Origin of the sequence: Microcoleus sp. AT9b-C3, assembly GCF_036705485.1 — a bacterium.
Lineage (GTDB): Bacteria > Cyanobacteriota > Cyanobacteriia > Cyanobacteriales > Microcoleaceae > Microcoleus.
The window spans coordinates 38,212-60,336 of sequence record NZ_JAUBUR010000020.1; the positions used below are offsets into that span (position 1 = coordinate 38,212).

Genomic DNA, 22,125 nt, shown 5'->3' on the forward strand with positions numbered 1-22,125 from the left:
TTCCTTCTTCCTTCTTCCTTCCTTTATGCCTTTAGCACTTTGGCGATCGCCCTTAGCTCGCGCGCTCCACCGCAACCGCAGTCTTGCTTTTGCCCGTTACTTGCAATTAGCAACTGTTCGCGCCACCGGGCGTCCGGCCAACCGCACTGTGGTGTTTCGAGGCTTTTTAGCAGATACTAATCAGTTGAAATTTATTACAGATATTCGCAGCCAAAAGGCAGAGGAAATTAACCTCTATCCTTGGGGGGAAATTTGCTGGTATTTCCCCAAAACTCGCGAACAATTTCGGATTGCTGGAAAGCTAGTTTTGGTAGGGGCAGATGATCCAGAGGCAGAGTTTTACTCATCGCGCCGCACAAGTTGGCAGGAGCTTTCTGAGGCGGCTAGAGCGCAGTTTGCTTGGCCGCAGCCGGGGGATGACAAAGCCGAGGCTAGTGCTTTTGATTCTGCTTCCCCAGATGCGATCGAGCCGCTGCCTAATTTTTGCTTGCTGTTGTTGGAACCGGAAACTGTGGATTTTTTGGAGTTGCGGGGGGAACCGCAAAATCGATCGCTTTATCGGCGCGACGGGGAGGGAAATTGGTCGGTGCGATCGGTTAATCCTTGAAGTCAGTTGACTGTTGACTGTTGACTGTTAACTGTTGACTGTTGTCAGTAGGAAAGTTTTAAGTTGAGAAATTCCCAATGAAAAACTCAACACTCAAAACTATTTTTAGATGCCGCTGCCGTCGAAAAATTCTTGAATGGCTTTATCTTTTAACTTGCAGCTAGGGGTTGCAGCTAGTTGGGTTTTTTCGGCTAAGGCTACATTGCTGGCTTGGTTTAAAGCTTCTGATACTGAGTGGAAATTGTGGGAATTGGGAACAGAATCTAAGGAGACAGATGCTTGAGGAAGCAAACTTTTTACTTGCTGTTCGAGGGATTCGATACGATCGAGCAAAGAGCGAATTACCACAGCTTCCGAATCCGGCAAACTGCCGTGTTCTAGGGGATTGACGCGCACTCCCGATCGATAGACGATGCGGCCGGGAATCCCTACCACTGTACAGTCAGATGGTACGTCGCGGAGCACGACGGAACCGGCGCCGATGCGGACGTTATTGCCAATTTGCAGATTGCCGAGTACCTTCGCGCCGGCACCTACAACTACGTTTTCGCCGACGGTAGGGTGACGCTTGCCGCTTTGTTTGCCAGTACCCCCAAGGGTGACACCTTGGTAAATTAGGGCAAAATCGCCGATAATCGCTGTTTCGCCGATCACAACCCCCATACCGTGGTCGATGAATACGCTTTTGCCGATGGTTGCCCCTGGGTGGATTTCAATTCCGGTCAAAAAGCGAGCAATGTGGGAAATCAAGCGGGGGATGAAGGGAAGTCCCAGTACATAAAGCCAGTGTGCGAGGCGGTGCAGCACCAGGGCCTGAAGACCGGGGTAGCAAAACAAAACTTCCAGCCAGTTGCGAGCGGCAGGGTCGCGATCGAAAATTATACTGAAGTCAGCTCTAAGAGTCTTTAGCACTTTCGGAGTTACCTATTTTGGTTAAACACGCCACTTTCGATTTTACATTTTACTGGATGGGGGAGGTGAGCGGTCGATCGGGAGATTGGGGAGTGGGAGATTAAGAGATTGGCAGATTGGGGGAAATAGGGGCATGGGGCATGGGGCATGGGGCATGGGGAATTGGGCATGGGGCATGGGGCATTGGAACTGACAACAAATAACCAATAACTACTGACTGCTGACTATTCCTGTGCTGAGATTGTATAGTTAGACTTGACTCCGGGTTCGAGAGTACCTACCCAAATTTTGTAAGAGCCTGCTTGCCAGTCAGAATCAACTATGCCAGCATCTTTATTCTGACCTATATCGTCTCCGCAGCGCACCGCATTACCGGGGCCTTGTACGAGTAAGGTCGTGTCCTTGCCTCCGCTGTTGAGTTGGAGTGTGAGTTTTGAAAAGTTTTCCTGCAAGACTATGATGTGGTCGGGAGTTGGGGTGGCAAAACCCAAACATTTGTTTTTGTGGCGATCGGCGTTGGCTATGGCAGATAGAGAGTACGATCCGCCTGTGGAACCTCTCAAAACTGCTGTTGGGGCTGCAAAACCTCGCGATAAAGTTAAAGTGCCGAAATTGGCTGTTTCTGCTAAAACTGGTAGGGCGGCAATCGCGGCGATCGCCGCCAAGAGCGCACCGTTTTTGAAATTGGCTCGCTGATTAAACAACATGGCAATACTCCTCGGTCACAACTTCAAATCACAACTCAGAATTTACCCATCGCAGCCCCTAGAATCCAAACTATGGAGGAAGAATAATTTTTTTAAAATTAGTTCAAAACCTCCTGGCTTCTCTTTCTTATGTCTATCAGGACAATCCCTGTACGATCGCGCTCGCTTGTGCCACTCGGATTTCTGCCACAGGCGATCGACTCATATCCGAAATAGTACGGTGTCAAGATGATAAATTTGATACTCTTAGTCTTGCTGTTGGCGCTCGGTTCCCTATTGACACAGGCCTTGGTATTGTTACCTATAGGTCTATCCGGCTGGCTCCACCTCCCTAATTGGCTGAGCCTGGCCTTGATTTTTCTGGCTATTTCTTGGTGCTTGGGGGATTAGTCAGCAATCATGAGTTATTAATGATTAGTCAAAAGTTAATCATCGATCGTTCCACTTCCCCCAAGAGTCAAGGCCCGATCGTCCCCGGTGTGATGATGTATACTTCACAATTGACAATTCAAGAATCTAAAATCTAGGATTTGACATCTACCTATAGAATGATGCAACGACAAGTTTATTCGATCTCAGCATTTCACTCTCCTGACAAAATCCTGGCGGAAACTCCTAAGAAACAGGAGCGTCCGATACACCGGGCGATCGTGTTAATGCTGGTGGCGACCGGTTTGCTGGGCCTGCACGCTAGTCGGCTGGTGGAATTACAACTGATACAAGGAAAGCAACACCGGGAACGAGCCGAAAACAATCGCGTTCGCCTAGTGCCCATGCCGGCGAATCGCGGACACATTGTCGATCGCAAAGGCAACTTGCTAGCAGCAAACAATTTAGCTCGATCGGTATATTTGTGGCCGAAAGAACAAACGCCGGAAGAGTGGAAAGCGACAGCAGAAAAGTTGAGTCCGTTGGTTAAAATCCCGGCACAAGAAATTTTAAAAAAATTAAAAGAGGTCGATCCTCAATCCTATAGACCGGTGCGGCTCAAGCAAGCAATGCCGCCAGAGGTGTTTGTGCCACTAGCAGAACACGTGGGACAAATGCGGGGAGTGGAAGTGCGGCCAGAAGCGAACCGCTACTATCCCGAAGGCAGTTTGGCGGCTCACGTGATCGGATATATTGGCGAGGCTACCGCAGCAGACTTGGAAGCTCATCCTGAATACCCGATGGGGATGATTGTCGGTCAGATGGGCATAGAAGCGAGTTCTAACCAGAAGATTGCGGGAGTTTGGGGCGATCGGCTGATCGAGGTAAATGCCCAAAATCAAGAATTACGGCTAATGGGAGAGACACCGCCCAAACCCGGTGAGGCGGTGCAGCTAACCATAGACTTGTCCATGCAAAAAGCAGCCGAAAAAGCCCTGGGAAACCGCCGGGGGGCAGTAGTGGCGCTGGATGTCAAAACCGGGGCGGTATTAGTTATGGCCAGCCACCCGACTTTTGACCCCAATCTGTTTACGCGAAAAATCACTAAGGATGAGTGGGAAACTCTTCAAGACCCGGAAAATCCATTTTTGAATCGGGCGATGCAAGGCTATCCCCCCGGTAGCACGTTTAAAATTGTGACTTCCGTCGCGGGTCTGGAGTCGGGCAAATTTTCCCCGGACTCAATTCTCGGTACTTCGTCTTACATTACTGTGGGGGGAATTGATTTTAACGAACACAGCGGCGGTTACGGCGACATCGGCTTTCGGGATGCTTTGGCTTTCAGCAGCAATACGTTTTTTTATCAAGTGGGGATTAGTACCGGGCCGGAGCAAATTTCTAAGTGGGGAAAACGCTTGGGAATTGGCAAGGATACGGATTTTAATCTTTTGGGGTTAGGCGGCGGCGATCACGGCCAAATCCCGACGCCGGAGGAGAAGGAGAAAATTTATAAAGAACCTTGGTATGCGGGTGATACGGTAACGATGTCGATCGGGCAGGGGTTGGTGTTGATGACTCCTTTGGAGGGGGCGGTAATGGTGAGTTCGATCGCTAATGGGGGCTATCGGGTGAAGCCTCATCTTTTGACTTCTATGACTGGCACAGCGGAGACTAAACCGGCACATACGGGGATGAAACCTTCAACAATTCAGGTGGTTAAGGAGGGACTGATCGCGGTGGTGGCAGAGGGTACCGGACAGGGACTCAATGACGGTACAATTCCGCTGACGGCGGGCAAAACAGGGACTTCGGAGGTTATTGGACAGGAGGATCACTCTTTATATGTAGCCTTCGGGCCTGCTGAAAAGCCGGAAATTGCGATCGCCGTGGTTGTGGAAAATGGCGGTTATGGTTCTGTTGCCGCGGCCCCGATCGCCAAAGAGGTGTTTCAAGCTTATTTTGGGCAACCGAAAAAGGTGAAGCAGTCAGTAGTTATTACTCCTTAGTTATTGGGAATTGGGAATTGGGAATTGGGAATTGGGCATAGTTTCTTCCTTCTTCCTTCTTCCTTCTTCCTTCTATCCTTGACATCCGTTACATCCTCAGAAAGCGAATCCGTTGCCGAACTTCCTTCTTCCTTCTATCCTTGACATCCGTTACACTCATCCGTTGCCGAACTTCCTTCTGACTAATTCAGCCGCATAAATATTGTAGCTTTGCGAATTCCTGTTATTTCTCCCGTACTGGTGACAGTGAGCGATCGCAAGTGGTCGAACAATGGTCTTGCCGAAAGTTCAATTAACCTCAACAGCGGGATTTGTTTTTCCCAAATTGGCCTGCTGGAAGGCCAGTCTAAATAAAAATAGCCGTCGTTAGATGGCGGTAGCGGTTCAATGCTGGTTTGAAAATCTTGATTGGCAAATAAAGAGCCTGTTTCAGCGGCTTCTAGTGCTGCGTCCATTGCTTCTACGGAAGTGGTGAAAATTTCGTATTTGCCGACGGTGGCTCGAACTCCTTTTGCCTCGGTTTCGATCGCACTTTTTCTATTATTTTCTTTACCAGAATTTTGGCTCGTTGTCAACTGCGTCCAAGCGGTAATTTTCTGGTTTCTGAGAGTGAAGCTGCCGATGCTGTATTCTTTGCTGCGGGCAATTTCATCGAGTTTCTCGATCGCCTTTTGGGAATCAGCAGAGTTTTCGGTAGCAAAAATCCAGTCGGTACTATTTGACGAATTCGGAAGCACTGCCAAAGCGTATTCTCCTTGTACCCAGTCAAATATATCCTGCGGCAGGTTGACGCCCCAAACTTGCTGAATATCTGCGAGAGTGCGAGCGACTAAATTTGAGACTTCTGCATTAGTGGAAACCGCCGATGACAAATCAGCCCAAAAATTCCTTAAATCGGTGCTGGCGACCGCGAAAGGACTGGCTGAGGGAATGTATTGCAAGGCTTGCACTGGTTCGGAGAGTGTTGGAGAAGCTGTGTTTTCTCGCGATGTCACTAATGCAGTTTGAGCCAGCAATCCCCGTCGGTTCACTCCCACAGCAACTGCGAGAGAATTAAGAGAAACTGGGGGATTTGGGCCAGTTGCTGACTGCGGGAGATTGACAAATGCTAAAGCGATTCTACCTTGATTTAGCTGCTGCAAAGCTTTTTGATATTCGGGGGTATTGTTGAGATTTAGGTTTGCTGATTCAACGTTATTAATTGCCTCTCGAATCACAGTGGGGCTATTGGAAAATAAAACAAAATTTTGGTTCTCCCCAGAATTAAAATTACCGCCGATGGCTGCTGTTGCGAAGCTGGATGGCAACTTGGAAGTCGGCAGATAAAACGGGTTAAAAGGCGAAAGCGAAGCAGATTTTTTCTGGGATATTGGTGCTTGTTTATAATTAATTTTCACGCCTTTATATATTTCCGACTGCACTGTTTTATCGTCACGAGATTGTTGGCGCCAGTAGGAGTCGATAAATTTTTGGCTGCGATCGAACTTTTGGGAGGAAACCGCCAGCAAAAACCCGGTTTGTTGGCCGTTTCTGCTGTCGCCATCCAAATCGGGCTTTGTAACGGCTAGGGTAATTTCGTCACCTATCCAAGGTTGGATATCTCTACTGTAATCCAGGCCTGTATTGGCGAGGAAACTTTTTTTAATTTGCTCAAATTCCGCGTGCGATCGACTTCTTTCTTCAGGAGTGGCAAAAACTTGCCGCAATGCTTCGAGGCGATCGGGATTTACCAGCATTGATGCTAACAAAGGTGCTTGTTTCGAGACAAACACAGCCGCAGCCGGAGTAGTTGTCGGCCCGCCAGCGAGCAAATTCAGGGGAGTGTGAGTTGTCAGCCAGTAAAAACCACCGGCACTCAAGCCTAAGAGTGCCAAGACGCCAGCAATGAGGAAAGAAAAGAACGATCGCAGCTTCATACAACAAGGACTAATGACCACAGTCTATTATTAACTACAGTAGCGCATGACCGTAGCTGTCGGCAGATACTTTTTGTTCAGTTCGCAAAACAAAAAGATCAACTAAAATATACTCAAGCTCTAAAACCCAAGTAAAATGCTAACAATATCAACGCCCCCCGAACAGCGAGTTTTACTGCCAAATATCAGTTGGCAGTTATATGAAAGCCTGCTAGGGGAACTGGGAAACAAACGTTCCACCAGAATTGCTTATCATCAAGGTCAATTAGAAATTATGGTGCCGCTACCGGAACATGAAAATCGCAACAGGCTAATCGATCGCTTAATTGTAACTCTCATAGAAGAACTCAATCTAGAGTACAACCCCTTTGGCTCGATGACGATTAAAAAACGCCAAAAAGCAGCGGGAAAAGAACCAGATTCATGCTATTATATCCAGAATGAAGCACTGGTCAGAGGGAGAACCGAATTAGACTTTGCTCAAGATCCGCCGCCAGATTTAGCACTGGAAATTGATATTACCAGCAGTTCCTTAAATCAATTCGATTTATATGCAGATTTAGGCGTACCAGAAATTTGGCGGTACGACGGACGAAGCATCAAGTTTTCTCAATTGCAAGATGGCGAATATGCCGAGTGCAATTTTTCCCGGGCTTTCCCGATGCTACCGACTGCAAAAGTTGACGAATTTATCGATCGCACTCAAACTACAGGCGCAACCGCAGCAGTGCGAGAATTCCGGGAATGGGTGAGAAATCAGTAATTGTGCAGTCTACCACCGCAATCCTCGCGCATCGGAAAAATCGGCATCTAGAACTGCGCCCGGATCGAAAACAGCATCAGTTAAATCAGCTTTTCTAAACGACGTTATCGACAATTTTTCTATTTGTTCAACAGCGATAAAAAAGCCGATCGCAGTTAAGCCAAGAATTACCCCAGAAACCAAAAATAAGATAATTCCCCTGAGAGTATCTCCACCCAAAAATGTCACAATACCGCTAGCCCCGATCGCAGCAGCAGCCCCAGCCACAGCCCCCGCCACAATCCCAGCCTCGCACCGAGTCGCCGCAATCGCCGTCGCAGCGGTTCCAGCCACCGCCACAGCCCCCGCATCCGCCCCGGCTATCAGTCCAGTCAAAGCCCCAGCAGCCGTCACTGTCACCGCCGTTACCCCAGCCCTAGCAATCAAATTTCTCACCCGCCTGCGGCTTTGTCCGGTTTTGACACCCTGAAAATTTGCCCCCCTCAAAATCGCCCCGGTGAAATTGCAGCCTCGAATGTCGCAACCGCTGAAATTCGCCCCTGATAAGTCAAGCCCTTTAAAAGAACGGTTCCGCAAGTTTTGGTTAGCAAAATTGAGATTTTGAGGTAAAGTCATTCGATTTTAGATTTTAGATTTTAGATTTTAGATTTTAGGTTAGCAACCCAAAGACCTAGGATTATAGATTTTAGATTATAGATTTTAGATTAACCAAGCACAGGGCATTTAGAATAAAGCCTGTGGTTTATAACGAGTTTCCATGTCTCCCATCTCCGAATCCCCATTTTCCCCCGAACAAATTGCCGGTGAAAGACTCACACCAGAAGAATATGAAGAAATCGTTCAGCGTCTCGGTCGCCATCCTAATAAAGCTGAATTGGGAATGTTCGGCGTTATGTGGAGCGAACACTGCTGTTACAAAAATTCGCGGCCACTATTAAAACAGTTTCCCACAGAGGGCGATCGAATTCTCGTCGGGCCCGGAGAAAATGCCGGCGTCGTAGACTTGGGAGAAGGCTTGCAACTCGCCTTCAAAATTGAATCCCACAACCACCCGTCTGCAGTCGAACCTTTCCAAGGTGCAGCAACCGGTGTCGGCGGCATTCTCCGCGATATCTTCACAATGGGTGCACGCCCGATCGCACTTTTAAATTCCCTGCGTTTTGGCAACTTAGACGATGCTAAAACTCAGAGATTGTTCAAAGGCGTAGTATCGGGAATTTCTCATTATGGAAATTGCATCGGAGTACCCACAGTTGGCGGCGAAGTTTACTTCGATCCTGCTTATTCTGGCAACCCATTAGTTAACGTCATGGCCTTGGGTTTAATGGAAACTCAAGAAATCGTCAAATCCGGCGCTTCGGGAATTGGAAATCCCGTGCTTTACGTCGGTTCAACTACCGGGCGAGATGGCATGGGAGGAGCAAGTTTTGCCAGTGCCGAATTGACCGACAAATCAATGGACGATCGCCCCGCCGTCCAAGTAGGAGATCCATTTTTAGAAAAATCCTTAATTGAAGCTTGTTTAGAAGCATTCAAAACCGGTGCAGTCGTCGCCGCCCAAGACATGGGTGCAGCCGGAATCACCTGTTCGACATCAGAAATGGCAGCCAAAGGCAGCGTCGGCATTGAATTCGATTTAGACAAAGTTCCTGTTCGAGAAAGCGGTATGGTTCCCTACGAATACCTGCTTTCAGAATCCCAAGAACGGATGTTGTTTGTTGCCCAAAAAGGACGGGAACAGGAATTAATCGATATTTTCCACAGATGGGGATTGCACGCGGTAGTAGCGGGGACAGTTATCGAACAGCCGATCGTCCGAATTCTCTTTAAAGGCGAAATCGCTGCGGAAATTACCGCCACTGCTTTGGCAGATAACACGCCAATTTATCACCGAGAACTGTTGACAGAGCCGCCCGAATATGCTAAAAAAGCATGGGAATGGACGGCGGATTCGCTGCCACAATCCACAGTTACAGGTATCGAAATTAACGGCAACTTCCAAACTTGGAATCAGATTTTGCTGACGCTTTTAGATACTCCCACCATCGCTTCTAAACGCTGGGTTTATCGCCAATACGACCATCAAGTGCAAAACAATACTGTTGTTTTACCGGGAGGCGCTGATGCTGCGGTTGTCAGATTGCGTCCGCTAGAACCTTGCCAATCTTCCCTTGGTAACGGGCTAGAAGTACACCCCCTTGCTAAGGGGGATCTACAGAGAGAAAATGCTGTTTCTCTAGCTTCTGAAAGCAAACAGGAAGAAGAGGTAATTCCTCTATTTAAAAAGGCACAAGGTAGGGAAACTCCAAAAGTTTCTCCCCCCCTTAGCAAGGAGGAAGCGCCCCTGGGGATGATTCCTGGAGTTGCTGCAACGGTTGATTGCAATTCTCGTTATGTTTATCTCGATCCTTATGAAGGTGCAAAAGCAGTCGTAGCAGAAGCAGCGAGAAATTTAAGCTGTGTGGGTGCTGAACCTCTGGCAGTTACTGATAATTTGAATTTTGGCAGTCCCGAAAAGCCGATCGGATATTGGCAGTTAGCCTCAGCTTGTCGCGGAATTGCTGATGCTTGTCGGGAGTTGGGAACGCCTGTGACTGGCGGCAATGTTTCTCTTTATAATGAAACTGTTGATGCTGAGGGAAATCCTCAACCAATTTATCCGACTCCGGTAATCGGAATGGTGGGGTTAATTCCCGATTTGAAGAAGATTTCTGGCCAAGCTTGGCTAAAGAAAGGTGATTTAATTTATGTGCTGGGAATTGGTGAATCATCCGAAAACCCAGAACTTTCATCTGAAAGCTCAAAAATTGCAACTTCTCCTACTCTCGGAGGTTCGGAATATTTAGCAGCAATTCACGGGATTATAGCTGGGAAACCCCCAAGGATAGATTTTGATTTAGAAAGAAAAGTGCAATCGGTTTGTCGGGATGGAATTCGGCAAGGTTGGGTAGGTTCGGCCCATGATTGTGCGGAAGGTGGAATTGCGATCGCCCTCGCGGAATGCTGTATCTCTGCTAAAATGGGTGCGGAAATTCATCTCAGTTGTAATTCGGCAAATGTCAGTCGCTGGGATGAAATTTTGTTTGGTGAAATGGGCAACTGCATTGTAGTTTCAGTCGCGCCGAAAAATCAAGAAATTTGGGAGTCTTACCTGCAAGAACATTTGACTAAAATGTGGCAGAAAATTGGTTTAGTTGGCGGGGCTGAATCACCTTTGCGGGTTGTGAGTGCTGACAATCAAGTGTTAATTGAGGTGGCGATGGGTGATATGGGCGATCGATTCTATAATGCGATCGAGCGTCGGATTGCATCTGTCTGACAACGTGAAGTTTTGATCCCCCTAAATCCCCCTTAAAAAGGGGGACTTTGAATACTCTTGTCCCCCCCTTCTTAAGGGGGGCTAGGGGGGATCTCCGGGTTTAAAACACACCCTAGAACCCCAACTTCTTACAAAATTCACGATTCTTAGAAAAACCTATGACAGAAGTCGGGATTCTTAGACACTATACAATATAAACATTATCATTCATAAAATAAATGATTTGCTGTATCAATCCCAACTGCGAAAAGCCTGACAACCCTGACGGACAAACATATTGCATCAGTTGTGGTCTTCAACTCGTACCCATCCTGCGAAGCCGTTACCGCCCCATCAGATTCCTCGGTCAAGGTGGCTTCGGCAGAACTTATTTAGCAGAAGATATTGATAGACTAAATCAACGCTGTGTCGTTAAACAATTAGCACCAAATGTCCAGGGAACTTGGGCGATTAACAAAGCTGTAGAATTATTTCAGCAAGAAGCCAGACAACTGCAACAGCTAGGACAACATCCCCAAATTCCATCACTAGATGCCTATTTTGAACAAGACAAATATTTGTATCTCGTACAGCAGTTTGTCGATGGTGATAATTTGTTAAACCTTTTTCAAAATCAGGGAATTTTGCAAGAAAGCCAAGTTAAGCAACTATTACTAGAACTTCTACCTGTTCTCAAATTTGTTCACGAACAAAAAATTATTCACCGAGATATCAAGCCTGAGAATATTATGCGCCGTCGTAGCGACGGTGTGTTAATGCTGATTGACTTCGGAGTTTCCAAACAGTTGTCGGGAACAGTGATGTCGAGACTGGGAACGCGAATTGGTTCGGATGGTTATGCACCATTTGAACAAATGAAAGGGGGTGAAGCTTATCCAGCCAGCGATTTTTTTAGCTTGGGGGCGACGGCTTTTCATCTACTGACGGGGATACATCCTTCTGATTTGTGGACGGAACACGGTTATAGCTGGACCGGAAATTGGCAGCAACATTTGAAAAAGCCCATAGACAAGGGATTGGTATTGATTTTATCTAAGTTGTTGGCAAAAGATATCCAGCAGCGCTATCAATCAGCAGAGGAAGTTTTAATAGACTTTCAACGTCAGTCAACGCCAAATTTTATACAGACTTTACAAAGGTTTGACTTTGACACGGTGAAAGTTGATGTGCGGGGTAATATAACTAGCCGTCAACACCGTCAAGCACAATTTTTTAGGGAAAATTTAGGTAGCGGTGCAATCTTAGACATGGTAGCAATTCCTGGCGGCCGTTTCGTGATGGGTTCTCCCAATACGGAAGCAGGGCGAAGTAACAATGAAGGGCCGCAGCGTACTGTTAATATCTCTCCTTTTTTTATGGGTAAATATCCCATTACTCAAGAACAGTGGGAAGTAGTGATGGGAAATAACCCTTCTGAGATCAAAGGTTTGAAACGTCCTGTAGAACAAGTAAGCTGGAATAATGCTCTGGAATTCTGCCAGAAACTTTCTCAAAAAACCGGCAATATTTATCGCTTACCTTCGGAAGCCGAATGGGAATATGCTTGTCGCGCCGGAACTACAACGCCTTTCTATTTTGGTGACACGATTACCCCGGATTTAGTTAATTATGATGGCAATTATCCCTACGGTTCTGCGCCGAAGGGACTTTACCGCAAACAAACAACGGATGTGGGGAGTTTTCCACCTAATGCCTTTGGTTTATACGAGATGCAGGGGAATGTTTGGGAATGGTGCAGCGATAAATGGCATGGTAATTATAACGGCGCACCGACTGATGGAAGTTCTTGGGAAACTGGAACAGATAATAACCGAGTGCTGCGTGGTGGTGGCTGGAACTGCAATACGGTCTATTGCCGTAGTGCCTATCGTGGCAGGAATTGGGCGGTCCATCGCAGCAGGCACCTTGGTTTTCGCGTTGCGGTAGCGTCGCTTTCTTCCTCGTCCTAGTTTCCGCGTAGTAGTGGTAGGGTGCGTCGCATTGAACAATCTGCAAATCAAATCGACAATCTCGCAGCGACACACAGCGAGAGTTAGTCAATGGATTTTAGATTTTAGATTTTAGATTAAAGAATTCAAAAATCGACCCCACGGATGAATCCGGGGGCTTGTGAAGAGGATTCGGAGATTAGGCCGGGGCGGGTTTATTATGTTGTTGGTTCCGACATAGATGGTTGGTAAAACTCGCCCCTACCGCAGAATTAAGGTAACAGGACATGATATTCATCAAAAACTGGATTTTTCATCACTGCTCGAAATGATTGAAATCGGTCAAACCTGGTTTATAATAGTTAAAATATGCCAAGGTCGCACATCAGGAAAAACAAAAAATATGAGCCTCAATCTTCCTCTTCCCGATTCAATTCAAAAATTTATTAACGAACAAGTGGCAATCGGAGGCTACAGTAATGCAGCGGAATACATCTTGCACCTAATTCGTCAAGAACAAGCAAGAGCCACGCGGGTTGAGTCGTTATTGTTGGCTGGTTTGGATAGTGGCAATTCTATAGAGATTACCGATGATTGGTGGGAGCAAAAACGCGCTCAGTTGGTGCAGAAACTTGACCGACAGCAGCAATGACTAAACGGATTGTCATTACACCAAGAGCAAGTCAAGATTTAGACGAAAATTTTGCTTATATTGATCAAAATAATCTTGATGCTGCATTGCGTTTTTTTGATGCAGCACGTCAGACATTTGCGAGATTGGCTCAAATGTCGGGAATGGGTCGCCTGTATCCGGTTCAAAATCCACGGTTGGAGGGTTTGCGAAGGTTACCAGTTAGGGGTTTTGAAAATTATCTGATTTTCTATTTGTCTTTCGATGACTGTATTGAGGTGGTGCGAATTCTGCACGCAGCGAGAGATTTAGAGGAAGTTTTTTCAGGTGATGAAGCTGATTGACTTTTTAGACTAGGAAAACTTTTCAGGCTGCAAAATCTTCATCCCACGGTTCACCCCTGTCATACTTATCCTTAAATTCAGCAACAGTCAACTTAAGTTCCTCTGAGGCTGGTGGTGGGTTATCCCATAAATTTTTTGAACTTGCCCTTTGTTTCTGGATTGTAGCCTTTGAAAGTTGAGATTCTCCCCGGACACCCACACCTTCTGGCAACAACTGGTACTCCCACTGTAGAATTAGAAAGATTAGCACGATCTGCAAAATAATAACGACTGTTAATAGCAAAATTTCCATATTTTTTGCCACTAATTTTAGTTGAAAAGACTTTATATTACCGCACAGATTACCCTGATAATATCGTATGTCAATTTCAGGTAAAAGTCAATCGCTCGCGGTAACTTTTACCGCCGATAGAACCAGTTTGGCAATCAGATTCAATTTATCCCAGGTTCAAGCACCCACAGTACCGGATAAAATATAATTCTATGACTGCTACAGATCGCCCTTTAAAACATTTTTGCATAGAAGACTTGAAAAGTGCCGACCTCGCAGGCATTACTCTAATCCCCCAACCTTTAACCTTGCGCTTAGACTTTACATTCGGAACCGGGATTTATGACACTTCCCTCGAATTCTATCAACTCGTTCATCAGGTAATCTCTCAACCAGTCAACTCCGACTCAGAAGAGTCTTGCTTCTGGGTGGGTAACGCAGAATTAAGACAATTGACGGAAGATAAGACTCAAATTTTATCTACTTTGTCCTATCCTTTTCAAAATCAAGCAGGTTTGATTGAGACAGGTTCGTCGCCCCTTTTCTACTTTCGACTGGAAGGGGATATTTGTATCGAAGTAGTTTGCGGTAGTTACAAAATTTTTCAAGAATTGGAATCGGCGGTTGAAACGGCGTCTACACCAACGAAAACCTGATGGGGCGCGGGTTGAAGCTGTAGGGTGCGTCGCCATCTACAATCTCCAAGTAAGATGCAAATCTCACATATCCGCACCCTACAAATTAGACTACTGGACGCACTCCGCCTTCATAACCGGGTTTTTTACGCCCGTGTGCGAGGTGCAACGGGTCTTTTCGTAAAAAAACCCGGTTTCACCGGCCCCATGCTTAACTCCCATACAATATAAACAGTATCATTCAGACAATAAATGATTTGCTGTATCAATCCCGACTGCCCCAATCCTCAAAACCCCGACGGCCAAACATATTGCATCAGTTGTGGTCTTCAACTCGTACCCCTGCTGCGAAATCGTTTCCGCACGATAAAACTCCTCGGTCAAGGTGGCTTCGGCAGAACTTATTTAGCAGAAGATATCGATCGACTAAATCAACCATGTGTCGTTAAACAATTAGCACCAGATGTCCAGGGAACTTGGGCGATTAACAAAGCCGTAGAATTATTTCAGCAAGAAGCCAGACAACTGCAACAGCTAGGACAGCATCCCCAAATTCCATCACTAGATGCCTACTTTGAAGACAACAAATATTTGTATCTCGTACAACAGTTTGTGGATGGGGATAATTTGTTGACGCTGTTCCAAAATCAGGGAATGTGGCAAGAAAACCAAGTTAAGCAACTATTACTAGAACTTCTACCTGTTCTCAAGTTTATTCACGAACAAAAAATCATTCACCGAGATATCAAGCCTGAGAATATTATGTGCCGTCGCAGCGACGGTGTATTAATGCTGATTGACTTCGGAGTTTCCAAACAGTTGTCGGGAACAGTGATATCGCGACAGGGAACGCAAATTGGTTCGCATGGTTATGCACCGCTTGAACAAATGCAAGGAGGTGAAGCTTATGCAGCAAGCGATTTGTTTAGCTTGGGGGCGACGGCTTTTCATCTACTGACGGGGGTACATCCTTATGGTTTGTGGACGGAACACGGTTATAGCTGGACTGGAAATTGGCAGCAATATTTGAAAAGTCCAATAGACAAGGGATTGGAGTTGATTTTATCTAAGTTGTTGGCAAAAGATATCCAGCAGCGCTATCAATCAGCAGAGGAAGTTTTAAAAGATTTTCAACGTCAGTCAATATCAACTCCCGCACCGATACTAAATCCCACAATTCCTGTGATTCCACAACACAGTTTGCCGTTATCGACTAACACAACAAGGCGAGGTTTATTGCAATTAGCGGCTTTTGCTGGGGGAGGATTTGCATTAGCTGTGCTGGGTCAAAATTTGTTGAACAACAAATCTTCTTCATCTTCACCAAATCTTCCACCTTCATCCAACAAGGCGACCCCCTCTCCTAAATCATCAGCTCAAAAATCATCTCCAAAAACTACAGCCAAAAAATCATCGCCAAAACCATCTCCAGAATCTGTAGCAGAAAGTCCATCCCCAAAACCATCTCTAAAACCCTCTCCCAAACCAGCACCAGAAACTCCAAAACCTAAGCCATTTTCCAATGCTTTAAAAAGCTTTACTTTTGAAACAGTGACAGTCAACTCAACGGGGCAAATCGCCAACCGCCGTCAAGGAAAAGCACAGGCTTTTATAGAAAATATTGGGAATGGTATTACTCTAGACATGGTAGAAATTCCTGGCGGCAGTTTTGTGATGGGTTCCCCCGATACGGAAGCCGGACGAAGTAGCTATGAAGGGCCGCAGCGTACCGTGAATATGCCTGCTTTTTTTATGGGTAAATATGAGATCACTCAAGAACAATACCAAGCGGTGATGGGAAATAACCCTTCTGAGTTCAAAGGTGCGAAACTTCCTGTTGAAAAAGTAAGCTGGAATGATGCTGTGGAATTCTGCAAGCGGCTTTCTCAAAAAACAGGCAAGACTTATCGCTTACCTTCACAAGCGGAATGGGAATATGCTTGTCGCGCCGGAACTAAAACACCTTTCTATTTTGGTGAAACAATTACCCCGGATTTAGTTAATTATAATGGCAATAATCCCTACGCTGGGGCATCGAAGGGACTTTACCGCAAACAAACAACTGATGTCGGGAATTTTTCACCCAATGCTTTTGGACTTTATGATATGCACGGAAATGTTTGGGAATGGTGCAGTCATCTCGACAACGATCCGGGCGATCGCCCGGTGCGGTGTGGCGGTTCCTGGAAGGGCGCTGCGGTGAATTGTCGCAGTGCGTATCGTCTTAGCAATTCGGCGGGCGATCGTTTCTCAGACATCGGTTTTCGCGTTGCTTTGGTTTCCGCGTAGTAGTGGTAGGGTGCGTCGCATTGAACAATCTACAAATCAAATCGACAATCTCGCAGCGACACACCGCGAGAGTCAGTCAATCGATTTTAGATTTTAGATTTTACTGGAGTTTAGACTAAAAAATGGTCACAGCTAAAAGTAGCTGCCTTTTAACAGAAGGCAAGCTGTTGCTCAAAAACTCAAGAGGTAGAAGATTAAACAGCTAATCTTGAAGACTTTTTGCGTCGAGAAACCCGTTTTTTAACGGTGGGATAGCACGGTGCCTTAGTACGTACCTTTCCTTTTTCCCAGCCAGGGGATTTTCCCCTATGTTTAGGCCTTTGAGCGGGAGTACCAATGTCAACTAAAATCGACAACTTTTAGAAACCAGCTCACGCCGGCTCTCCACGTCCTTACGTGCCTGCTACACATCACCCGCACCGCGTTTTTGGTACGGTTGGCAACACCGGCGATCCTTCCGGGAACGATCGCGCCGTGCAGAGTTCGCTCGGCTGGCTAATCATGGCGTTGCCACAGTATTGTCGGTTTCTAGGAATAGCTTTGTACGGTTTTCTTCACTGCCAATTAATTCCGAGCCTTTCACCTTTATTAGGGCAAATACGACCAAAAGAGTATGGTTCTCCTGACTGTTACTCCAACCGATCGAGCGGCATCATGATAACTGTAAGCAACGAGCTTCAACCCAAACAAAGTTAGAAAGTATTACCAATCTTTGAGGTAACAGATTATGTTGATGCGCTATTGGCAACCATTCACAGAAATTGAAACACTCCGCCAGCAACTCGATAAAGTTTTTGACCAACGAGCAACAACGAGAGATAACTCAGAAGCCGCTTGGATGCCCGCTGTGGAATTTGCTGATGCTGGGGACAACTTCGTATTAAAAGCGCAACTGCCTGGAATTAACCCCAAAGACATTGACGTTCAAGTCACTCGCGAAGCAATTTCTATCTCTGGCGAGCGTCGCTACGAAAACACAAACGAAAAATCTGGCTACATCCGCTCTGAATTCCGCTATGGCAAATTCCACCGGGTGCTTCCCTTGCCCGCACACATTCAAAACGACTCTGTGCAAGCTGAATACAAAGATGGCATTCTAACGCTAACCCTGCCCAAAGTAACTGAAGCCCGCAATAAAGTCGTCAAGATTAATTTGGCCGAAATTGCTGGAACTCCAGCAAATCCCCCTTTGGAACAGGCGAACCAATAACGGGCTGTGCTTAATCGAGTGAGGCAAATTTTCCCAAATTGAGCCTAATTGGATTTACTTAACAACAACGGAACTGGAAAAGTTGATACCGGGAGCTACACTTGCTCTCGGTATTTTTTATTAGGGAAAGCCGAGCGAAAAACCACCTACAACTGTCCTGAACCCGCAGTGAATTCAGCAACGCTTACAAGGCCCGCTTCCAGTAAATGCAGTCGATGTGCACGACGAGCAGAATACCCAATCGTGATCCCAGGGGCATTGAAGTCCCTCGCTCAGGCGTTCCACCTCCTTCGTTCTCCCCAAACTCCCCGAAGGCGAGCGCTGCACTTTGTACGCAAACAACCCTTCCATCTTTGCAGTGAACTAACTGAGTATGGAGCATGGAGCAACGTCAAGGCTGTGCTGCAAGATTTGTGTGAGATGAAGCCCAAAGTGCTGAGTGATATTGACGTGGATGTTCTCACCTTGTGCTCACGCCTCTGACTAAACCCCACAGCAGTTACGCATCGTCACAGAACTATAAGGGCTTGTGGCAGGTTCATCAAACTGAATAAGGTTAGCAATCGCTACAAAATTTGGAGCAGCTTTCCGAGCGTCTAAGGCTTCAAGATAGCGAATCCCGTATTCGTTTACCGGAACTCTGCTAGCCGAGGATCTGGTTGCAGTTGAGCACACACTGGGTTCAATGCGAACTGTTCGGTTGTTACTTTCATAGCTCAGTACAAAAACTTTACTTTGGACTTTCCCTATCACACTTCACTCTTAAGATAGATGACTAAAAATTAAAGGTTTTAAGAAAGATTATTTATGTTAGATCCGCTTTGAATCTAGTTTTACTTCCACCCTTGCGATTACCTTGGTCGCCGGCAAAGGAATTGAACAGGCAGCTTCGGAAGTAATAAATTTTATTGCGAAACTATTTTAGTTTATCAATTTTTTTTCCATCACCAAAATCTTATCTTACTCTTGTAGTAGGTAGGCTCTTTGGTCATAGCCGATCCTCAAAAAGCGAAGAATATCCTTGCCTATTTAATTTGTTTTTAAGGTGAAAGAGATGACAGATTCTCAGATAGCCAGTCCTGAAATACTGGCACCTCCTCATAGACGATTAGCCCTGAGTCTTCCGGCGTGGCTGGTGCTAATCTGTATCATTGCTTTTACCGCGCTACTGGCAGCAGGGGCTGCCATCTGGAAAAATGCTCCCCCATTACCCGATGCGATCCATTCTCCTAAACAGGAGATTGTGATCACAAAAGCACAGATTCAGGATGGTCAAGCCACCTACCTAGCAAGGGGTGGTCAGCACATCGGCAGTATTTGGGGACATGGTAGCTACCTCGCTCCTGACTGGACAGCAGATGTATTGCATCGCTGGGGATTAGCCACCGCCGGGGTTTTGCACAACAATGACCCAGCGATGAGCCAGAGTGATTTAGAAGCATTGCCTGCACCAGAACGGGCAGCGTTGCAAGCCACAATCAGCGAGCAATTCAAAACCAATCGGTATGACCCGAACACCCATCAATTGCTACTGACCGATGCTCAGACACAGGGACTCAAACAAGTCTTTGCGGACTATGAACACCTGCTGACCCACGGTTCCGTCATTCACTCGATTCCGCATGGCTGGTTTAAAGATCCATCCCAGATTCGTAATGTCACGGCGTTCTTTGCCTGGACTGCCTGGGCCGCTGCCGCCAATCGCCCCAACGCGACTTTTTCCTACACCGCCAATTGGCCCCACGACCCCTTGATTGGAAATGAACAACCCGGACAATTCATTCTGTGGTCAATCATTTCCGTGGTGCTGCTGATTGCCGGAACCGGTGGATTTCTACTGCTTTACTTGACTCGTGAAAGTGTAGACGACCTCCAGTCGGTCACCACTCGTCCCACCGTGCGAATCCCGACGGCCAGCCAGAAAACCACCTCACTCTTTTTTGGTGTGGCAATGGCACTATTCATGGTGCAAATGGCGATGGGAATGGTAACGGCACACTATGCCGTTGAAGGCGATAGTTTTTATGGCATTCCCCTAGCACAATTTCTTCCATACGCGGCATCCCGCACCTGGCACGTGCAACTGGCGATATTTTGGATTGCTACGTGCTGGTTAGCCGCAGGGCTTTACTTTGCGCCACGCTTTGGAGGCATTGAACCGAAAGGTCAGGCGGTGGGAAACCTGGTGTTGTTAGGTGCTTTGACCGTTGTGGTGGTGGGTTCCCTTGTGGGGTCATGGGCCGCCATTCAAGGAATTCTTGGCGTTGAAGATAGCTTTATGTGGGGGCATCAAGGCTATGAGTATATTGAGTTAGGGCGGGTCTGGCAAGTTCTCCTAATTGTGGCGATGGTGTTCTGGCTATTCTTGATGTACCGTGCCTTCCGCCCGGCTTTACAACAGGAGAAAAGCCCGACAGGATTAAGTCACTTTTTCCTCTACAGTGCGATTACGATTCCCCTGTTCTACTCGGTGGGACTGTTCTACACAAACCGGACTCCATTGAGTATTGCCGAATATTGGCGCTGGTGGGTCGTGCATCTGTGGGTCGAAGGCTTTTTTGAAGTGTTCGCCACGGTGGTGATTGCCTACTTGTGTAGTGAGTTAGGCTTCTTGAAAAAGTCCTCAGCATTACGGGCAACTTATCTGACCACAATCCTCTACTTGGGTAGTGGTGTTGTGGGAACGCTGCACCACCTGTATTTCTCGGGAACTCCGGTGTTTATTGCAGCCGTTGGGTCGGTGTTTTCTGCCTTGGAGGTGATTCCCCTGACCTTGATTGGCTTTGAGGTGTTGCAAACGCTGAAGTTTTCACAGGAGGCGGAAGGTTTCTATCGCTGGCCCCTACGGTTCTTTATTGCTACCTGCGTTTGGAATTTGGTGGGGGCTGGGGTGTTTGGTTTCCTGATCAACCCGCCGAGTATTCTCTATTACTCCCAAGGCTTGAATACAACCGCTATTCACGCGCATGGAGCGTTGTTTGGGGTGTATGGGTCGCTGGCGTTAGCACTAATGTTGTTTGCCCTGCGTGAATTTACGCCGGAATCGGTATGGAATGAGAAGCAGCTAAAGTTCTCGTTCTGGTTCCTGAATATTGGTTTGGTGGTGATGCTGCTATTTGGGCCGATTCCGAATGGTTTTTACCAGCTTACCCAGTCGATCAATTACGGAACTTGGTATGCACGGGGTGAGACGGTGATGGGTTCCCAATGGATGCACTGGACGGTTTGGACAAGGATTCCCGGTGATGTGATCTTTTCTGTTGGGGCGTTGGCAATGTTTATCTTCGTGGTGCGAGCGATTATTGCGATTTTCCGCACTCCCAGTCTACCCAGTCAGGAAAAACCTTATCCAACTGAAGGCTAAATTTGGTTTTTTAGCTTCAGCATTGTTGTGAAAATTTGGATTTTCTTGAGAATCCTCGAAATTCTATTTCGGGGATTCTTCTTTCACGGAGCCGGCTTTGATGTGTAGGTTTTCTCGCCACACATTCGATTCATAGGGCAATTGAATGCGATCGCAGAGCCATCAAACAAACAACTTTTTGGGATTAAAAGATTTCTGTCAATGCGTAAATCCTAGCTTTGTTGATAGCCTGACCTAATAAGTCTTATCAAAGGATACGCTCGCCTCTGTTCTGGGGGAAACTAAACCCAAACCAAAACCCCACAGACCCGCCATGCCCTTGCCTTCCTGAATGCGTAGGGGTGAGCCGGGGCGGAGCCCTCGCTGTCTCCTCTACACCCGCAACCCACACTTAATCTGTGCAGTTCATCCCACCGGCTCAGACACCGACACTTGCCCCGACTTTTGAGCAGACCCCAACGCTGAACCCGATGAACTTTGGGAAGCCGAAGGGGCAAGCTACTATGGTGGCGAATTGATTCTGCAACGCCCGGCAGCGGTGGACACCAGAAAGAAAAACAGGTAGAACTTTTGGATACCCACCCACTGTTTACTGGCCGGTGTCCCCAATATGAAATGACTTACCCCCAGTATGAAACGCCGCCTGTTCATTGGGATTGTTCGGCTTGCCGATGGATAGATGATTCGGTTTGAGGTGATGGTTGACAGCGATAATTATCAGCAACTGCAAAACACTCGATCGACATCCCGCTTGAAAGTGCAGCCAACTAATACCCCAACAAACACCCAAAACGCGCCTTGAGGCAGCACAGTTAACAAGACAATCTCATGAGGCCATGATTGCCAGAAGCGAA

General features: G+C 46.9%; 18 protein-coding genes. 12 read left to right on the forward strand and 6 right to left on the reverse strand.

Annotated features, from left to right (window positions below; all coding sequences use genetic code 11):
• The first annotated feature begins 25 nt into the window (after window positions 1–25).
• The gene (locus QUB77_RS18495; protein ID WP_333175750.1) at window positions 26–607 is read left to right on the forward strand and encodes an Npun_F5749 family FMN-dependent PPOX-type flavoprotein; all 582 of its coding nucleotides are present in this window, start codon (window positions 26–28) and stop codon (window positions 605–607) included.
• Between the two features lie 105 nt (window positions 608–712).
• Here the strand turns inward: QUB77_RS18495 and cysE are convergent, their stop codons facing one another.
• Both cysE and QUB77_RS18505 read right to left on the reverse strand, forming a co-directional pair.
• The gene (cysE, locus tag QUB77_RS18500; RefSeq protein ID WP_333175752.1) at window positions 713–1,519 is read right to left on the reverse strand and encodes a serine O-acetyltransferase; all 807 of its coding nucleotides are present in this window, start codon (window positions 1,517–1,519) and stop codon (window positions 713–715) included.
• A gap of 224 nt (window positions 1,520–1,743) precedes the next feature.
• Entirely contained in the window at window positions 1,744–2,226 is a 483-nt protein-coding gene (locus QUB77_RS18505) for a hypothetical protein (protein ID WP_333175754.1), read from the reverse strand.
• 548 nt (window positions 2,227–2,774) lie between these two features.
• On the opposite strand from QUB77_RS18505, the gene mrdA reads away from it, so the two are divergent.
• Complete coding sequence (mrdA, locus tag QUB77_RS18510; protein ID WP_333175756.1) at window positions 2,775–4,601, forward strand: penicillin-binding protein 2; 1,827 nt, start codon at window positions 2,775–2,777, stop codon at window positions 4,599–4,601.
• Window positions 4,602–4,783: 182 nt separating this feature from the next.
• On the opposite strand, the gene QUB77_RS18515 is transcribed toward mrdA, so the two are convergent.
• Window positions 4,784–6,517: a DUF3352 domain-containing protein gene (locus QUB77_RS18515; protein WP_333175758.1), complete on the reverse strand. Its 1,734-nt coding sequence runs from the start codon at window positions 6,515–6,517 to the stop codon at window positions 4,784–4,786.
• Between the two features lie 136 nt (window positions 6,518–6,653).
• Between QUB77_RS18515 and QUB77_RS18520 the strand changes: the two genes are divergently transcribed.
• Window positions 6,654–7,280, forward strand: coding sequence for a Uma2 family endonuclease (locus QUB77_RS18520; RefSeq protein ID WP_333175760.1), 627 nt, complete (start codon window positions 6,654–6,656; stop codon window positions 7,278–7,280).
• Window positions 7,281–7,289: 9 nt separating this feature from the next.
• Here the strand turns inward: QUB77_RS18520 and QUB77_RS18525 are convergent, their stop codons facing one another.
• Window positions 7,290–7,895: a pentapeptide repeat-containing protein gene (locus QUB77_RS18525; protein ID WP_333175762.1), complete on the reverse strand. Its 606-nt coding sequence runs from the start codon at window positions 7,893–7,895 to the stop codon at window positions 7,290–7,292.
• A gap of 142 nt (window positions 7,896–8,037) precedes the next feature.
• On the opposite strand from QUB77_RS18525, the gene purL reads away from it, so the two are divergent.
• The 4 genes from purL (at window position 8,038) to QUB77_RS18545 (ending at window position 13,502) form a co-directional block, all read left to right on the forward strand.
• Window positions 8,038–10,599 carry a phosphoribosylformylglycinamidine synthase subunit PurL gene (purL, locus tag QUB77_RS18530; protein WP_333175764.1) on the forward strand — a complete coding sequence of 854 codons (2,562 nt, stop codon included), beginning with the start codon at window positions 8,038–8,040 and terminating at the stop codon, window positions 10,597–10,599.
• A gap of 218 nt (window positions 10,600–10,817) precedes the next feature.
• Entirely contained in the window at window positions 10,818–12,548 is a 1,731-nt protein-coding gene (locus QUB77_RS18535) for a bifunctional serine/threonine-protein kinase/formylglycine-generating enzyme family protein (protein ID WP_333175766.1), read from the forward strand.
• 220 nt (window positions 12,549–12,768) lie between these two features.
• Window positions 12,769–13,179, forward strand: a complete 411-nt coding sequence (locus tag QUB77_RS18540) for a hypothetical protein (protein WP_333175768.1) — start codon at window positions 12,769–12,771, stop codon at window positions 13,177–13,179.
• Window positions 13,176–13,502, forward strand: a complete 327-nt coding sequence (locus QUB77_RS18545; RefSeq protein WP_333175770.1) for a type II toxin-antitoxin system RelE/ParE family toxin — start codon at window positions 13,176–13,178, stop codon at window positions 13,500–13,502. The genes QUB77_RS18540 and QUB77_RS18545 overlap by 4 nt, the downstream gene beginning before the upstream one ends.
• Window positions 13,503–13,524: 22 nt before the next feature.
• Here QUB77_RS18545 and QUB77_RS18550 read toward each other — a convergent pair whose 3' ends face one another.
• The gene (locus tag QUB77_RS18550) at window positions 13,525–13,794 is read right to left on the reverse strand and encodes a hypothetical protein (protein ID WP_333175772.1); all 270 of its coding nucleotides are present in this window, start codon (window positions 13,792–13,794) and stop codon (window positions 13,525–13,527) included.
• 191 nt (window positions 13,795–13,985) lie between these two features.
• Between QUB77_RS18550 and QUB77_RS18555 the strand changes: the two genes are divergently transcribed.
• From QUB77_RS18555 to QUB77_RS18575, 5 genes are all read left to right on the forward strand, one after another.
• Window positions 13,986–14,429, forward strand: a complete 444-nt coding sequence (locus QUB77_RS18555; RefSeq protein ID WP_333175774.1) for a hypothetical protein — start codon at window positions 13,986–13,988, stop codon at window positions 14,427–14,429.
• Between the two features lie 231 nt (window positions 14,430–14,660).
• Window positions 14,661–16,697, forward strand: a complete 2,037-nt coding sequence (locus QUB77_RS18560) for an SUMF1/EgtB/PvdO family nonheme iron enzyme (protein ID WP_333175776.1) — start codon at window positions 14,661–14,663, stop codon at window positions 16,695–16,697.
• A gap of 396 nt (window positions 16,698–17,093) precedes the next feature.
• Window positions 17,094–17,393 (forward strand): hypothetical protein, encoded by a 300-nt coding sequence (locus tag QUB77_RS18565; RefSeq protein ID WP_333175777.1) that lies wholly within the window; start codon window positions 17,094–17,096, stop codon window positions 17,391–17,393.
• Window positions 17,394–17,424: 31 nt separating this feature from the next.
• The gene (locus tag QUB77_RS18570) at window positions 17,425–17,907 is read left to right on the forward strand and encodes an Hsp20/alpha crystallin family protein (protein WP_333175779.1); all 483 of its coding nucleotides are present in this window, start codon (window positions 17,425–17,427) and stop codon (window positions 17,905–17,907) included.
• 1,054 nt (window positions 17,908–18,961) lie between these two features.
• Window positions 18,962–21,271: a nitric-oxide reductase large subunit gene (locus tag QUB77_RS18575; RefSeq protein WP_333175781.1), complete on the forward strand. Its 2,310-nt coding sequence runs from the start codon at window positions 18,962–18,964 to the stop codon at window positions 21,269–21,271.
• A 589-nt stretch (window positions 21,272–21,860) separates the two neighbouring features.
• Here QUB77_RS18575 and QUB77_RS18580 read toward each other — a convergent pair.
• Window positions 21,861–22,061 carry a hypothetical protein gene (locus tag QUB77_RS18580; protein WP_333175783.1) on the reverse strand — a complete coding sequence of 67 codons (201 nt, stop codon included), beginning with the start codon at window positions 22,059–22,061 and terminating at the stop codon, window positions 21,861–21,863.
• Window positions 22,062–22,125: the final 64 nt, after the last annotated feature.

Bases quoted from the DNA above. Each gene is read 5' to 3' on its own strand.
- QUB77_RS18495 (WP_333175750.1), top strand. From the start codon at position 26: ATGCCTTTAGCACTTTGGCGATCGCCCTTAGCTCGCGCGCTCCACCGC.
- QUB77_RS18505 (WP_333175754.1), bottom strand. From the start codon at position 2,226: ATGTTGTTTAATCAGCGAGCCAATTTCAAAAACGGTGCGCTCTTGGCG.
- mrdA (WP_333175756.1), top strand. From the start codon at position 2,775: ATGATGCAACGACAAGTTTATTCGATCTCAGCATTTCACTCTCCTGAC.
- QUB77_RS18515 (WP_333175758.1), bottom strand. From the start codon at position 6,517: ATGAAGCTGCGATCGTTCTTTTCTTTCCTCATTGCTGGCGTCTTGGCA.
- QUB77_RS18520 (WP_333175760.1), top strand. From the start codon at position 6,654: ATGCTAACAATATCAACGCCCCCCGAACAGCGAGTTTTACTGCCAAAT.
- QUB77_RS18525 (WP_333175762.1), bottom strand. From the start codon at position 7,895: ATGACTTTACCTCAAAATCTCAATTTTGCTAACCAAAACTTGCGGAAC.
- purL (WP_333175764.1), top strand. From the start codon at position 8,038: ATGTCTCCCATCTCCGAATCCCCATTTTCCCCCGAACAAATTGCCGGT.
- QUB77_RS18535 (WP_333175766.1), top strand. From the start codon at position 10,818: ATGATTTGCTGTATCAATCCCAACTGCGAAAAGCCTGACAACCCTGAC.
- QUB77_RS18540 (WP_333175768.1), top strand. From the start codon at position 12,769: ATGGTTGGTAAAACTCGCCCCTACCGCAGAATTAAGGTAACAGGACAT.
- QUB77_RS18545 (WP_333175770.1), top strand. From the start codon at position 13,176: ATGACTAAACGGATTGTCATTACACCAAGAGCAAGTCAAGATTTAGAC.
- QUB77_RS18550 (WP_333175772.1), bottom strand. From the start codon at position 13,794: ATGGAAATTTTGCTATTAACAGTCGTTATTATTTTGCAGATCGTGCTA.
- QUB77_RS18555 (WP_333175774.1), top strand. From the start codon at position 13,986: ATGACTGCTACAGATCGCCCTTTAAAACATTTTTGCATAGAAGACTTG.
- QUB77_RS18560 (WP_333175776.1), top strand. From the start codon at position 14,661: ATGATTTGCTGTATCAATCCCGACTGCCCCAATCCTCAAAACCCCGAC.
- QUB77_RS18570 (WP_333175779.1), top strand. From the start codon at position 17,425: ATGTTGATGCGCTATTGGCAACCATTCACAGAAATTGAAACACTCCGC.
- QUB77_RS18575 (WP_333175781.1), top strand. From the start codon at position 18,962: ATGACAGATTCTCAGATAGCCAGTCCTGAAATACTGGCACCTCCTCAT.